The organism is Streptomyces misionensis, assembly GCF_007896895.1.
Lineage (GTDB): Bacteria > Actinomycetota > Actinomycetes > Streptomycetales > Streptomycetaceae > Streptomyces > Streptomyces misionensis_A.
In genome coordinates this window covers 50196-63536 of the sequence record NZ_VOGW01000040.1, presented here as the reverse complement: position 1 = coordinate 63536, position 13341 = coordinate 50196, and the positions used below count along the sequence as shown (strand labels likewise).

12 protein-coding genes are annotated in these 13341 nt (G+C 73.7%); 8 read left to right on the top strand and 4 right to left on the bottom strand.

The features are described 5' to 3' along the window. Positions 1-56: 56 nt before the first annotated feature. Positions 57-797: a beta-phosphoglucomutase family hydrolase gene (locus FRZ03_RS06740; RefSeq protein ID WP_146464218.1), complete on the top strand. Its 741-nt coding sequence runs from the start codon at positions 57-59 to the stop codon at positions 795-797. Beyond that, positions 794-3148, top strand: coding sequence for a glycoside hydrolase family 65 protein (locus FRZ03_RS06735; RefSeq protein ID WP_146464217.1), 2355 nt, complete (start codon positions 794-796; stop codon positions 3146-3148). Before FRZ03_RS06740 ends, FRZ03_RS06735 begins: the two co-directional genes overlap by 4 nt. 48 nt (positions 3149-3196) lie before the next feature. Here FRZ03_RS06735 and FRZ03_RS06730 read toward each other — a convergent pair whose 3' ends face one another. Then, positions 3197-3568, bottom strand: coding sequence for a BlaI/MecI/CopY family transcriptional regulator (locus FRZ03_RS06730; protein ID WP_146464216.1), 372 nt, complete (start codon positions 3566-3568; stop codon positions 3197-3199). 155 nt (positions 3569-3723) lie between these two features. Between FRZ03_RS06730 and FRZ03_RS06725 the strand changes: the two genes are divergently transcribed. From FRZ03_RS06725 to FRZ03_RS06715, 3 genes are all read left to right on the top strand, one after another. Next, on the top strand, positions 3724-5217 hold the full coding sequence (locus FRZ03_RS06725; RefSeq protein WP_146464215.1) for a hypothetical protein: 1494 nt from the start codon (positions 3724-3726) through the stop codon (positions 5215-5217). A 79-nt stretch (positions 5218-5296) separates the two neighbouring features. Further along, positions 5297-6151 (top strand): proteasome subunit beta, encoded by an 855-nt coding sequence (gene prcB, locus FRZ03_RS06720; RefSeq protein ID WP_146464214.1) that lies wholly within the window; start codon positions 5297-5299, stop codon positions 6149-6151. A gap of 261 nt (positions 6152-6412) precedes the next feature. Then, positions 6413-6874: an ALF repeat-containing protein gene (locus tag FRZ03_RS06715; protein WP_146464213.1), complete on the top strand. Its 462-nt coding sequence runs from the start codon at positions 6413-6415 to the stop codon at positions 6872-6874. Here the strand turns inward: FRZ03_RS06715 and FRZ03_RS06710 are convergent. Further along, positions 6871-7527, bottom strand: a complete 657-nt coding sequence (locus tag FRZ03_RS06710; protein WP_146464212.1) for an aldehyde dehydrogenase family protein — start codon at positions 7525-7527, stop codon at positions 6871-6873. The two genes, FRZ03_RS06715 and FRZ03_RS06710, sit on opposite strands and share 4 nt — an antisense overlap. Positions 7528-7587: 60 nt before the next feature. Continuing rightward, positions 7588-8397 (bottom strand): NAD-dependent epimerase/dehydratase family protein, encoded by an 810-nt coding sequence (locus tag FRZ03_RS06705; protein WP_222443344.1) that lies wholly within the window; start codon positions 8395-8397, stop codon positions 7588-7590. 121 nt (positions 8398-8518) lie between these two features. On the opposite strand from FRZ03_RS06705, the gene FRZ03_RS06700 reads away from it, so the two are divergent. Together FRZ03_RS06700 and FRZ03_RS06695 are read left to right on the top strand one after the other, a co-directional pair. Continuing rightward, positions 8519-9439, top strand: a complete 921-nt coding sequence (locus FRZ03_RS06700; RefSeq protein ID WP_146464277.1) for a 5-dehydro-4-deoxyglucarate dehydratase — start codon at positions 8519-8521, stop codon at positions 9437-9439. Then, entirely contained in the window at positions 9436-10704 is a 1269-nt protein-coding gene (locus FRZ03_RS06695; RefSeq protein WP_146464210.1) for a glucarate dehydratase family protein, read from the top strand. The genes FRZ03_RS06700 and FRZ03_RS06695 overlap by 4 nt, the downstream gene beginning before the upstream one ends. 48 nt (positions 10705-10752) lie before the next feature. Here FRZ03_RS06695 and FRZ03_RS06690 read toward each other — a convergent pair whose 3' ends face one another. After that, complete coding sequence (locus FRZ03_RS06690) at positions 10753-11541, bottom strand: IclR family transcriptional regulator (protein WP_186785285.1); 789 nt, start codon at positions 11539-11541, stop codon at positions 10753-10755. Between the two features lie 320 nt (positions 11542-11861). On the opposite strand from FRZ03_RS06690, the gene FRZ03_RS06685 reads away from it, so the two are divergent. Continuing rightward, positions 11862-13341 (top strand): sodium:solute symporter family protein (locus tag FRZ03_RS06685; protein ID WP_146464275.1); only part of this gene is annotated, 1480 nt, incomplete at its 3' end.

Here is a 13341-nt window from a genome sequence, read left to right as displayed (position 1 = left end):
GAAACATGTGGCGTGCGCCACTCACTGGAGCGCCGCTCATGGGGAACAGTGCTCGTATGACTCAGCTCGGTCTGCCCGACGACATCCAGGCCTGTCTCTTCGATCTCGACGGGGTCGTCACCAAGACGGCCGTCGTGCACGCGGCCGCGTGGAAGGAGACGTTCGACGCGTTCCTGCGCGCCCAGGGGGGCGAGGGGCAGCGGCCGTTCGACACGGTCGCCGACTACGACGAGTACGTCGACGGCCGGCCGCGCGCCGACGGGGTGCGCGCCTTCCTCGACTCCCGCGGCATCCGGCTGCCGGAGGGCACCCCGGGCGATCCGCCGGACGCCCTGACCGTGCACGGCCTCGGCAACCGCAAGAACGAACTGCTCCTCGCGAAGATCCGCACCGGCGGCGTCGAGGCCTACGAGGGCACGCTGCGCTACCTGTCGGCGGTCCGCGCCGAGGGACTGCGCACCGCGATCGTCTCCTCCAGCGCCAACTGCCGGGACGTGCTGCGGTCGGTGGGCGCCGAGCACTACTTCGACGTACGGATCGACGGCGTGGTGGCCGCCGAGCGCGACCTCCCGGGCAAGCCGCACCCCGACACCTTCCTCGCCGCCGCCCACGACCTCGGCGTCGAACCGTCCCGGGCGGCCGTGTTCGAGGACGCGCTGGCCGGCATGGACGCGGGCCGCGCGGGCGGCTTCGGGTACGTCGTCGGCGTCGACCGGGTCGGCCAGAGCGACGCGCTCTACGCGCACGGCGCGAGCGTCGTCGTCAAGGACCTCGCGGAACTGGGGGGCGAGCGGTGATCACGCAGGGGGCGTACGCCGTCGAGCCGTGGGCCGTCCGGGAGACCGCGCTCGACCTCGACGTGCTCGCGCAGAGCGAATCCGTGTTCGCGCTCTCCAACGGCCACGTCGGCTGGCGCGGCAACCTCGACGAGGGGGAGCCGCACGGTCTGCCCGGCAGCTACCTCAACGGCGTGCACGAGGTGCACCCGCTGCCGTACGCGGAGGCCGGGTACGGCTACCCGGAGTCGGGGCAGACCGTCATCAACGTCACCAACGGCAAGATCCTGCGGCTGCTGGTCGACGACGAGCCGTTCGATCTGCGCTACGGCCGGCTCGTCGCCCACGAGCGGGTGCTGGACCTGCGCCGCGGGGTGCTGGAGCGGACCTGCGAGTGGACCTCCCCGGCCGGTTCCACGGTCCGGGTCCGCTCGACCCGGCTGGTCTCGCTCACCCAGCGCGCGGTGGCCGCCGTCGCCTACGAGGTGGAGGCCGTCGACCGCCGCACCCGAGTGGTGATCCAGTCCGAACTGGTCGCCAACGAAAGCCTGCCGGGCTCCGACGGCGACCCGCGCGCCGCGATGGCGCTCCAGTCGCCCCTGGAGCAGGAGGACCACCTCGCCTCGGGCGACCGGCTGCGCCTGGTGCACCGGACCCGGCGCAGCGGCCTGCGGGTCGCGGTGGCCGCCGACCACGCCGTCAGCGGACCCGAGCGCACCACCACCCGCAGCGAGAGCGGCACCGACCTGGCCCGGCTGACCGTCACCTCCGTGCTGGAGCCCGGGCAGAAGCTGCGGGTGGAGAAACTGGTCGCCCACGGCTGGTCCGCCACCCGCTCGCTGCCCGCCATGGCCGACCAGGTGGACGCCGCGCTCGCGGCCGCCGCCCACGACGGCTGGCCCGGTCTGCTCGCGGACCAGCGGGCCTGCCTGGACGACTTCTGGGCGCGCGCCGACGTCGAGGTCACCGGGGACGAGGAGATCCAGCAGGCCGTACGGTTCGCCCTGTTCCACGTCCTCCAGGCGGGCGCCCGCGCCGAGCGGCGCGCGATACCCGCGAAGGGGCTGACGGGCTCCGGCTACGACGGGCACGCCTTCTGGGACACGGAGATGTTCGTGCTGCCCCTGCTCACCCACACCGCGCCCGCCGCCGTCGCCGAGGCGCTGCGCTGGCGGTACAGCACCCTGGACGAGGCCCGCGAACGCGCGACCCAACTGGGGCTGTCCGGGGCCGCGTTCCCCTGGCGGACCATCGCGGGTCCGGAGGGATCGGCGTACTGGCCGGCCGGCACCGCCGCCTTCCATGTGAACGCCGACATCGCCGACGCCGTCGTCCGCTACGTCGAGGCCACCGGCGACACCGAGTTCGAACGCGAGGCCGGGGTCGAACTCCTCGTGGAGACGGCCCGGCTGTGGCGCTCCCTCGGCCACCACGACGTGCACGGCGTCTTCCACCTCGACGGGGTCACCGGCCCCGACGAGTACAGCGCGGTCGCCGACGACAACACCTACACCAACCTGATGGCCCGGCAGAACCTGCTGGCCGCCGTCGACGCCGTCGAACGCCATCCGCGCGAGGCCGGCCGGCTCGGGGTGGACGAGGAGGAGAGCGCGGCCTGGCGGGACGCGGCCGCGGCGATGCACGTCCCGTACAACGCCGACCTCGGCGTGCACGAGCAGCACGCCGGGTTCACCCGCTACCAGCGCTGGGACTTCGACGGCACCCGCGCCGACCAGTACCCGCTGCTGCTGCACTTCCCCTACTTCGACCTCTACCGCAAACAGGTCGTCAAACAGGCCGACCTGGTGCTGGCCCTGTACACCTGCGACGGCTACTTCGCGGAACACTGCGACGAGGAGCAGATCGCCCGCGACTTCGCCTACTACGAGCCGCTGACCGTGCGCGACTCCTCCCTGTCCGCCTGCTGCCAGGCCGTCGTCGCCGCCCGCACGGGCCATCTCGACCTCGCCTACGACTACACGGCCGAGGCGGCCCTGATGGACCTGCACGACCTGGAGCACAACACCCGCGACGGGCTGCACATCGCCTCGCTCGCCGGCACCTGGATGGCGCTGGTGGCGGGCTTCGGCGGCATGCGCCGCGACGCCGGACTGCTGCGGTTCGCGCCCCGGCTGCCCGAACGCCTCGCCCGCCTCGCCTTCCACGTGGAGTTCCGCGGACGCCGGCTGCGGGTGGAGATCGACGCCGACAAGACCACCTACGCCCTCCTCGACGGACCGCCCCTGGCCCTCCACCACCACGGCGAGCCGCTCACGGTGACCACGACCGAACCCGCGGTCCGGGCCGTCCCCCCGGCCGTTCGCCGCCCCGCTCCGAAGCAGCCGCGGCACCGGGCGCCGAACGGGGGATGAGCGGACCGGCGGTGCCACCCGAGCCGGCCGGCCGGGGCGCCCGCCCGCTCAGCCGGGGTCGCTCCCGCCCTGCGCGAGCAGCTCGCGCAGGGCCCGCTCCTCCTCGTGGCTCAGCCCGGTCACGAACTGCTGGAGGGCGGCTATCGGGTCGGGCCCCCGGTCCAGGGCCCGGCGCATGGCCTCGGCGGTCAGCTCGGCCGCGTTCTTCGACGGGCGGTACGCGCCGCGCCGACCGTCCGCGTCCCGCAGCACCAGCCCCTTGTCGTACAGCCGTTTGAGGATGGTGTGCACGGTGTTGTACGCGAGACCGCCGATCCCGGCCTGGATCTCCGCCGGGGTGAGCGGCCGATCGGTGGCCCACAGGGCGGCCAGCACCTCGCTCTCCAGCTCTCCGGCGCTGCGCCGTTCCGCCCTAGCCATGCCCCAACCTTACAGCGCGTAGGGGCCGGGCCCGGTGGCCGTACCCGCCCGCGCGACCCGCCGGGCCCGGGCGGGCGTGCCCGCGCGCGATCCGTGCCCTCTCCATGATGTGGTGGAGACCTCCGGTACTGCCCGCATGGGGCGAAGGGGTGAGGATGACCGGCAGCGCTGACGCCGCACTCGCCGGGACGCGGTCCGAGCGCTCCCGGCACCTGTCCGTACGCGGCCCCGGCCCGTGGGCGGCCCTCCCGCTCGCGGCCGTCGCCGCGGCCTTCACCCTGGCCCAACTGCTCCTGGTGCGGCCCGGCATGGGCCTCGGCTGGGACGAGACGGTCTACGTCAGCCAGGTCAGCGCGCACGCCCCCGCGGCCTACTTCAGCGCGCCCCGGGCCCGCGGCATCTCCCTGCTCGTCGCGCCCGTCACCGCGTGGTCGTCCTCGACGGCCCTGCTGCGCTGCTATCTCGCCGTCCTGTCCGGCCTCGCCCTGTACCTGGCACTGCGCGCCTGGCGCGGACTGTTCCCGGACCGCGTCCTCACCCTCGCGGGCGCCCTCTTCGCCTCCCTGTGGATCACCCTCTTCTACGGCCCCCAGGCCATGCCCAACTACTGGGTCGCCATGGGGGCGTGGACGGCGGTCGGGCTCTTCCTGCGCGCGGGCGTCCCCTCCGCGGGCCGCGACCGGGCCGCGCCATGGGGCCTGGCCGCAGGCACCGCGCTGATGGGCTGGATGCGCCCGGTGGACGCGGTCTGGACCGTACTGCCCCTGCTCGCCTGCGCGCTGGTGCGCCGCTCCTGGCAGCGGACGGCCGCGCTGCTCGCGGGGCTCGCGGCCGGGGTGGCCGAGTGGGTGATCGAGGCGTACGCGAGCTACGGCGGCCTGGTCCACCGGCTGCACGAGGGCTCCGCGATCCAGGGCGGACTCGGCTGGCACCTCGCCGTGACCGACCAACTGCGCAGCCTCGGCGGACGCTCCCTGTGCCGACCGTGCACGGGCGCCCTGCCCAGCCCGTTCCTCACCGCCTGGTGGTTCGCGCTGCCCCTGCTCGCGGTGCTCGCCCTGGTCCTCGCGGTCCGCGCCCGGCGCCCGGCGGCCACGGCGCTGCCGCTCGCCTGCGCCGCGTCGGCCGCCTTCCCCTACCTCTTCCTCATCGGCTACGCGGCCCCCCGCTTCCTGCTGCCCGCCTACGCCCTGCTGGCCGTCCCCGTCGCCACCGCGCTGCTGCGGCTCGCGACCGCCCCGCGCGGGCCCTGGCGGCCGGTCGTCCGCACCCTGCTGTGCCTGGCCCTCGCCCTGCATCTGGGCGCCCAACTGAGCGTGCTGACCCGCACGGTGCACGGCACCACCGCCGCCCACCGCGTCTGGTCGCGCACCGCCGCCACCCTGCACCGGGTCGGCGTCCGCGCCCCCTGCCTGGTCACCGGCGACGAGGCGCTCCCGATCGCCTTCTACGCCGGCTGCGCCTCGGCCGCGACGAGCGGTCCCAACACCAACAGCACGGCGGACGATATCGCCCGCACCGCCCGGCGCGTCCCGGCGGCCACCCTGGTTCCCGCCGGCTCCCGGCCGCCCGCCTACGCCCGCGGCTGGGCGTGGGTGCCGGCCGAGGGCCGGCGGCTGTACTACACGCTGCCGGGGAGGGGTGTGTGACAGCGTCGCCCCGTGGGGTTTCCGGTGCGTCCGGCGAGGTAGGACACAGTGAGACCGCGTGCCGACGGAGGGGAAGCAGATGACGGGGAACGACACCGCGGGGCTGCCGGACGAGGCGTTCTTCACGCCGGGGGGCTCGTCCTTCACCGAGTTCCTGGCCGCGCACCGACCCGGCCTGCTGCCCACCGTGTCCCCGCTGCCCGCCGGGGTGCGCGCGGCCCCCGGCCGGTTCCCGCACGGCACCACGGTGCTCGCCCTCACCTACGGCGACGGTGTGCTGATCGCCGGCGACCGCCGGGCCACCATGGGCAATCTGATCGCCCAGCGCGACCTGGAGAAGGTCCACCCCGCCGACGAGCACACCGCCGTCGCCTTCGCCGGCACCGTCGGGCTCGCCCTCGACATGGTGCGGCTCTACCAGGTCGAGCTGACCCACTTCGAGAAGATCGAGGGCACGCCGATGACCCTCGCCGCGAAGGCCACGCGTCTCGCGGCCATGATCCGGCAGAACCTCGCCCAGGCCATGCAGGGCCTCGCCGTCGTCCCGCTGCTCGCGGGCTACGACCTGACCGCGCCCGCGGGGGAGGGCGGCCGCATCTTCGCCTACGACGCGGTCGGCGGCCTGTACGAGAAGCGGGGCTTCCACGCCGAGGGCTCCGGATCGCCGTACGCCCGCGGCGCGTTGAAGAAGCTCTACCGGCCGGGCCTGCCCCGCCGCGAGGCCGCCCTCGCCGCGCTCCACGCGCTGTACGACGCCGCGGACGACGACTCGGCCACCGGCGGCCCCGACCTCAACCGCCGTATCTTCCCGATCATTTCGTTCATCACCGAGGACGGCTTCGAACGGCTGCCGCAGTCGCAGACCGAGGAGCTGACCCGGGAGATGGTGCGCCAGCGCGCGGGTCGGCCGGACGGCCCGCACGTCGAGCCGTAGCCTCCGCGGCGTGGTATTCGAACGGCAACGAACAAACCTCGAACACTGCCTGCTCCGGGCAATGAACCCGGCGGGTGCCCGCGTCTAGATTGCCGTACGGCGGACGAGGCACGGGGGCACGGGCTCGGAGGAGGGCCGCATGCCACCGTCCCCTGGCGACGACGGGGCGACGGCGGCACGGGCCGAGGCGTTCTCGTCCGCCGACACGACGCGGAGTGCGGACTCCGCAGCTACTTCCAGGCCAGCAAGGAGCGTTCCCGCATGAGACTGACCCGCGCCGCCCTGACCGTCGCGGCCACCGCCCTGACCCCGGCACTCCTGTTCAGTGCTCCGGCTTTCGCCGGGGGCACGTCCACCACCGCGGCCGTGGCGACGCCGGCGACGACGGCCACCGGCATCCCGGTCGGCGACATGTCGGACGACGACCTCCGGGTCGCCGTCCTCCGCATCCTGGGCGCCGCGCAGCAGAACAACGACAAGGCGGTTGTCCGGGCGGCCAGTGCGGCGTTGGACGACGGTTCTCCGGAGGCGCTGCGTGCCTTCCTGGAGACGGGTTACCGGCAGGCCCAGGCGGAGGACGACAGAGTCGCGATCGCCCGCATGCTCGCCGACCCGACCACCAGCCCGGCCGTCCGCGCGGCGGCCCAGAAGGCCCTGGACGACGGCAGCCCGGAGGCGCTGCGTTATTTCCTGGAGCACGGGCGCTACGAGGTGGACGCCTAGCAGGGGGACACGCCCGCGCTCCGACAGTCCGTCCAGCCCACCTGGCGGGGAATGCCCAGCGGGTTGCCGTCCTGGAGCTGGGGCGGGAGCAGTTCGTCCGGCCAGTCCTGGTAGGCGACCGGGACCGGCCGGCGGTCGATCGCCGTGGCCCCCAACCGAGGTGTGCAGCGGGGCCGTCGTCGACGGCCACGGGCCGCCGTGGTGCATGGCCCGGCAGGCGGCGGCCGGCCGTTGTGCACGAGGCGGCCCACGCGGTGCCGCAGCACCGCGGCCACCCGGCCGGCGGCCGCCGCGTCACCGGCCGTGGCGTGCACCGAGCCGGTGAGGCTGCCCGGCCGGGCCGCCAGGACCTCGGTCAGCGCCTCCCGGTCCGGGTACGTCACCACCAGGCCGGCCGGGCCGAAGCCTTCCTCGGCCAGGGCGGCCAGGCGGTCGGCGAAGGACGCCAGGGACAACCGCCATGGGCGCGGCGCCACCGCGAGGGAGTCGTCGTTGGCGCGTCCGGAGGCCGGCGGGACGAGGCCGGCGGTTTCGTCCAGTGCGGCGACCCGGGCGAGGTGGCCGTCCCGGATGCGGGACGTCCGCATCGCCCCGGTCGCCGTCGCGCCGACCGCGCCGGCGACGGCGTCCGCCGGCGGGCCGTCCTCGGGCACGAACAGCAGACCGGGGTCACGGGGCGATCGGGGAACCCGCGGGCCGCGGCGCGCGCGGTGTCAGTCGTCCGGGTCCGCGTCGAGTTCGGGCGAGCAGAAGGCGCCGCCCAGGTAGATCTCGTCCAACGGGTCGTGCCGGCCCTCGAGTTCGCCGGCGAAGCGCTCGGCGTCGTCCTCGGGTTCGTAGCCCAGGGCGCGTGCCTCGTCCAGCGAGAACCAGCGGCGGGCGTTGTCCGAGACGCCCCACACCACGCGGAAGCCGGGTGACGGCGCGGCGATGAGCGCCTCCATCAGGCGCGCGCAGTCGTCCGGTGACAGCCAGGTGGCCAACTGCCGGGTGGCAATGGGCTTTTCGAAGCAGCCGCCGATGCGGACGCAGATCACGTCCAGGCCGTAGCGGTCGTGGTAGAGGCTGCCCAGCGCCTCGGCGGCCACCTTGCTCACGCCGTAGTAGGTGTCGGGGCGCGGGAAGAGGTAGTCGGGCGCCTCGCCCTCGCCCCGGGGGTGGAAGCCCACCGCGTGGCTGCTGCTCGCGACGATCACCCGGGGCACACCGGCCCGCCGGGCCGCCTCCAGGACCGTGCGGGTGCCGTTGATGTTGATGTCGAGGATCTGCTCCCACGGCCCCTCGACGCTCAGGCCGCCGAGGTGGATGACCGCGTCGGCTCCGGCCAGGGCCTCGCGCATCCCCGGCAGATCCGTCACCGACAGCCGGACGCACTCCACGTCCTCGCCCTCGGCCGGCTCCGGCACCGGCGCCACGTCGAGCAGCCGCAGGGTCCGGCCCTGTCGGGCCAGCCGGGGGCGGAGCAGGGTGCCGACCCCTCCCGCGGCTCCGGTGATCACGATGCGCTGGGTCACTCGCCCCATCTCCTCTCGGCGCTCCGGGCCGTCTTGACCGGCTCCGGGCCGAGTCTTACAGTTCGAGGGCAAGTTCGCAAATGTGGAGGCTGTCTACATATGTAGACGACGGACGGAGTGCCAAGTGCCCATGTTCGACGGCGTGCTGTTCTTCCCGGTGACGCCCTTCACGGCGTCCGGGCAGGTCGACCGGGGGGTGCTCGCCGAACATCTGCGCCGCGGCCTCGCCGCCGGCCCCGGCGGGGTCTTCGTCGCCTGCGGTACGGGCGAGTTCCACGCCCTGGACCCCGAGGAGTACGGCGAGGCCGTGCGCACCGCGGTCGAGACCGTGGCCGGCCGCGTCCCGGTGTTCGCCGGCACCGGCGGCCCGCTGCCGATGGCCCGCCGGTACGCGCGCATCGCCCAGGACGCCGGCGCCGACGGCCTGCTCCTGCTCCCGCCCTACCTGGTCCAGGCCCCGGCGACCGGACTCGCCGCCTACACGCGGCAGGTCGCGGAGTCGAGCGATCTGCCGGTCATCGTCTACCACCGCTCCAACGCCCGCTTCGACGCCGCCACCGCCGCCGAACTGGCCCGCCACGACAAGGTCATCGGTCTCAAGGACGGCGTCGGCGACCTCGACCGGCTCTCCCGCATCGTGACCGCGGTACGGCACGAACTCGCGGGCACCGGCAAGCGGTTCCAGTTCTTCAACGGCATGCCCACCGCCGAGGTGACCGTCCCCGCCTACCGCGGCATCGGCGTCGACCTGTACTCCTCCGCCGTCTTCTGCTTCGCCCCGGAGATCTCCAACGCGTTCTACCAGGCCGTCGAGAAGGGCGACGCGCACACGGTGGAGCGGTTGCAGCGGGAGTTCTTCCACCCGCTGGTGGCGCTGCGCGACCTGGTCCCGGGCTACGCCGTCTCGCTGGTCAAGGCGGGCGTGCGGCAACGGGGCCTGGAGGTCGGCGGGGTGCGCGCCCCGCTGGTCGACCCGGCCCCCGAACACCTCGACGCCCTGCGCCGGATCACCGACGCGGGCCTGGCCCTGGTGGAGGACACCACCCGATGAGCGACGCGATCCGCATCACCGACGTCACCGTCACCCCCGTCGCCTTCCGCGACCCCGCGCTGCTCAACGCGGTCGGTGTGCACGAACCGTACGCGCTGCGCGCCGTCCTGGAGGTCCACACGGACCAGGGGATCACCGGCCTCGGCGAGACCTACGCCGACGCGGGCCATCTGAGCCGGCTGCGCCGGGCCGCCGACGCGCTGGTGGGCCTGGACGTCCACCGGCTCGGCGCGATGCACTCCGCCGTCGCGGCCGCGCTCGGCGGGGACACCGGCAGCGACGGCCACGGCCTCACCGGCATGATCACCACCAGCAGCACGGTGGACCGGGTCTTCTCGCCCTTCGAGGTCGCCTGCCTGGACATCCAGGGCAAGGCCGCCGGGCGCCCGGTGTCCGACCTGCTCGGCGGCGCCGTACGGGACGAAGTGCCCTTCAGTGCTTACCTGTTCTACAAGTGGGCCGCGCACCCCGGTGCCGAGCCCGACTCCTGGGGCGAGGCCCTCGACCCCGAGGGGATCGTCGCCCAGGCCCGCCGCATGACCGACGAGTACGGCTTCTCGGCCCTCAAGCTCAAGGGCGGTGTCTTCCGGCCCGAGGAGGAGATGGAGGCGGTGCGCGCCCTGCGCGAGGCCTTCCCCGACCGGCCGCTGCGGCTCGACCCGAACGCCGCCTGGACGGTGGGGACCTCCCTGCGGGTCGCCCGCGAACTGGACGGCGTCCTGGAGTACTTGGAGGATCCCACGCCGGGGCAGGAGGGCATGGCGCGGGTCGCGCGCGAGGCGCCCATGCCGCTCGCCACGAACATGTGCGTGGTCGCCTTCGACGAACTCAAGCCCGCCGTGGCCCTGGACGCGGTCCAGGTGGTGCTCTCCGACCACCACTACTGGGGCGGCCTGCACCGCTCGAAGGTGCTCGCCGGGATCTGTGACACCTTCGGCATGGGCCTGTCCATGCACTCCAACTCGCACCTGGGCATCAGCCTCGCCGCGATGACCCATCTGGCGGCGGCCACACCGAATCTGACGTACGCCTGCGACACCCACTGGCCGTGGAAGACCGAGGAGGTCGTCGCGCCCGGCGTCCTGGAGTTCCGCGACGGCTCCGTCGCCGTGCCCACCGCGCCCGGCCTCGGCGTCGAACTCGACCGGGACGCACTGGCCCGTCTGCACGAGCAGTACGTCTCCTGCGGCCTGCGCAACCGCGACGACACCGGTTACATGCGGCGGATCGACCCGTCGTACGAGAAGAAGGTGCCCCGCTGGTGAGGCCCCGGCCGCCGGCCGTCTCGGCGGCCGGCGGCCGGCGGCCGGCGTTCAGCGGATGCCGTTGCGGCGAAGGGTCCGTGCCAGCTCCGCGCTGTGCCGGGTGATCGCCTCCGCCACCCGCTCGATCTCCTGGTCCGTGGCGTGGTCCAGGGGGATCGAGCAGCTGATCGCGTCGGTCGCCGGGATGCGGTACGGCACCGCCGCGGCCACGCAGCACAGCCCGGGGGTGTTCTGCTCGCTCTCCAGCGCCCAGCCGCGGGTGCGCGTCCGCTCCAGTTCCTCCCTCAGCGCCGGGCGCCGGGTGACCGTGTGCGGGGTGAGCGCCTCCAGCCGCTCCGGCAGCAGCGCGTCCACCTCCCGCGCGGTCAGCTCGGCCAGCAGCGCCTTGCCGAGGGCGGTCGCGTGCGCCGGGAGCTGCCGGCCCACGCGGGAGGTCAGCCGGCGGGAGTCCGTGGCCTCACGGGTGGCCAGGTAGATGACGTTCGAGCCGTCCAGCCGGGCGTAGTGGGTGGTGTAGCCGACGTCCGCGCGCAGCTGCTCGATCCGCCGCACCGCGTGCGGCAGCGCCGGGTCCCGGTCCAGGTACGCCGTCCCGCACAGCAGGGCGCGCGGGCCGATGCCGAAGCCGGCCGCCTCGCCGCCCTCCTCGACCTCGATCCACTTGAGCCCCACCAGGGTGCGCAGCAGCGCGTACAGGCTTGAGCGCGGGTAGCCGGTGCGCTCCTGGAGCTGGCCCAGCGTGAGCCGTTCGGGAGAGGCCGAGAGCACCTCCATGATCTGGACCGTGCGCTCCGCCGACTTCACCGGCCCGCGGGCGCCCTCACCTGTCTCCGCCATTCGCTCCACCCCAGTTCACCTGTCTCTCCCCGGCCGCTGCGCCGTCCCCGGCCGCGGGCGGCGCCCCTCGCCGTACCGGAGGCGGGGCTTCCCGCCCATGGCGGCGACGAAAACTTCCCGGAACATTGACCGCCCCTGTACGCCAGGCTAACGTGCGCGCTGGAAAGCATGGATGAGAACTGAGTCTACATATGTGGACGTCGTGGTCAAGTCGAGCTTTCGTCCATGCACGGAGGTCCGGGTCCCGGCGCCGCCGACGCCCCGCCTCCGCCCCCTACCGCTCGCTACTGCCGGCGCGCCGTCGGCACCGAGGAGTTCGCATGGCTTGGCCGGACTGGGTGGCCCTCGGCGGCTACTTCGTGGTGATGCTGCTCATAGGCCTCTGGTCGCACAAACGCGTCAACGACGTGAGCGACTACTTCACCGGCGGGGGCCGGATGCCCTGGTGGCTCTCCGGCATCTCGCACCACATGTCGGGATACAGCGCCGCCGTCTTCGTCGCCTACGCGGCGGTCGCCTACAGCTACGGCGTCACCATCTACGTCTGGGCGTTCCTGCCGCTCGCCGTCGCGACCGGTGCCGGGGCCTGGCTGTTCGCCCCGCGCTGGAACCGGCTGCGCCGCCGCTACCACGTCGCCTCGCCGCTCGAGTACCTGTCCCGGCGGTATAACGTCGCCACGCAGCAGGCGCTGGCGTGGAGCGGCGCGCTGCTCAAGGTCTTCGACGTCGCCGCCAAGTGGGCCTCGGTCGCCATCCTGCTGAACGTGTTCACCGGGGTCTCGCTCGATGTCGGCATCCTGATCACCGGCGTCGTCACCCTGGTCTACTGCACCGTCGGCGGCCTGTGGGCGGACGCCCTCACGGACTTGGGCCAGTTCGTCGTCCAGGGCGTCGCCGCGCTGTCCATGGTGATCGTCACGCTGGACCACACCGGCGGCTTCCTCGGCCTCGGCTCCCTCTGGGACCGGCTGCCCGCCGGCCACACCCACCCGCTGGTGGGCCCGTACACGGCCGGCTTCCTCACGGCGTACGTGGTCGTCAAGCTCTTCGAGTACAACGGCGGCATGTGGAACCTGGCCCAGCGCTACATGGCCACCGACTCCGCCCCGGCCGCCAAGCGCTCGGCCGTCCTGTCCGCGGTGCTCTACCTGATCTGGCCCGCCGTGCTGCTCTTCCCGTCCGTCGTCGGTCCGGTGCTGATGCCGCACATCGCGGACCCGCAGCAGGTGTACGCGCTGCTGGCCGAGCACCTGCTGCCGGCCGGCCTGGTCGGTCTCACCCTGGCCGGGATGTTCTCGCACACCATGGCGATGGCCTCGTCGGACGCCAACGCCATCGCCTCCGTGGTCGTCCGGGACATCATCCCGGCCGTCGCCCGCAAGGGCCGGGCGCTCGGGGCCAGGACCGGACTGCTCGCCGCGCGTGTCTGCACGGTCTCCTTCATCGCGGTGAGCATGGTGGTCGCCATGGAGGCGAGCCACTTCGGCGGGCCGCTGGGCATCATCACCGCCCTCGTCGCCGCGGTCATGGGGCCGATCTCCATCCCGATGCTGCTCGGCCTGCTGCCGGCGTTCCGCCGCTGGGGCTCCCTGGCCGCGCTGATCTCCTGGGCGTGCGGCCTGGCGAGCTTCGTCGTGGTGAAGTACGTCCTGGACGGCACCGACCAGACCCTCACCGTCGCCACCCCGCTGGTGACCTCCCTCGCCCTGTACCTGGTGATCGGCCTGGTCTTCCCGCAGCCGTCCGCGGTCGCGGACGAGATCACCACCGCGGTGAGCGGCACCGACGCCGTTCGGCCGG

Excerpts from the sequence above, each read along its gene's own strand:
- FRZ03_RS06740 (WP_146464218.1), top strand. The coding sequence starts at position 57 with ATGACTCAGCTCGGTCTGCCCGACGACATCCAGGCCTGTCTCTTCGAT.
- FRZ03_RS06725 (WP_146464215.1), top strand. The coding sequence starts at position 3,724 with ATGACCGGCAGCGCTGACGCCGCACTCGCCGGGACGCGGTCCGAGCGC.
- FRZ03_RS06715 (WP_146464213.1), top strand. The coding sequence starts at position 6,413 with ATGAGACTGACCCGCGCCGCCCTGACCGTCGCGGCCACCGCCCTGACC.
- prcB (WP_146464214.1), top strand. The coding sequence starts at position 5,297 with ATGACGGGGAACGACACCGCGGGGCTGCCGGACGAGGCGTTCTTCACG.
- FRZ03_RS06690 (WP_186785285.1), bottom strand. The coding sequence starts at position 11,541 with ATGGCGGAGACAGGTGAGGGCGCCCGCGGGCCGGTGAAGTCGGCGGAG.
- FRZ03_RS06700 (WP_146464277.1), top strand. The coding sequence starts at position 8,519 with ATGTTCGACGGCGTGCTGTTCTTCCCGGTGACGCCCTTCACGGCGTCC.
- FRZ03_RS06730 (WP_146464216.1), bottom strand. The coding sequence starts at position 3,568 with ATGGCTAGGGCGGAACGGCGCAGCGCCGGAGAGCTGGAGAGCGAGGTG.
- FRZ03_RS06705 (WP_222443344.1), bottom strand. The coding sequence starts at position 8,397 with ATGGGGCGAGTGACCCAGCGCATCGTGATCACCGGAGCCGCGGGAGGG.
- FRZ03_RS06695 (WP_146464210.1), top strand. The coding sequence starts at position 9,436 with ATGAGCGACGCGATCCGCATCACCGACGTCACCGTCACCCCCGTCGCC.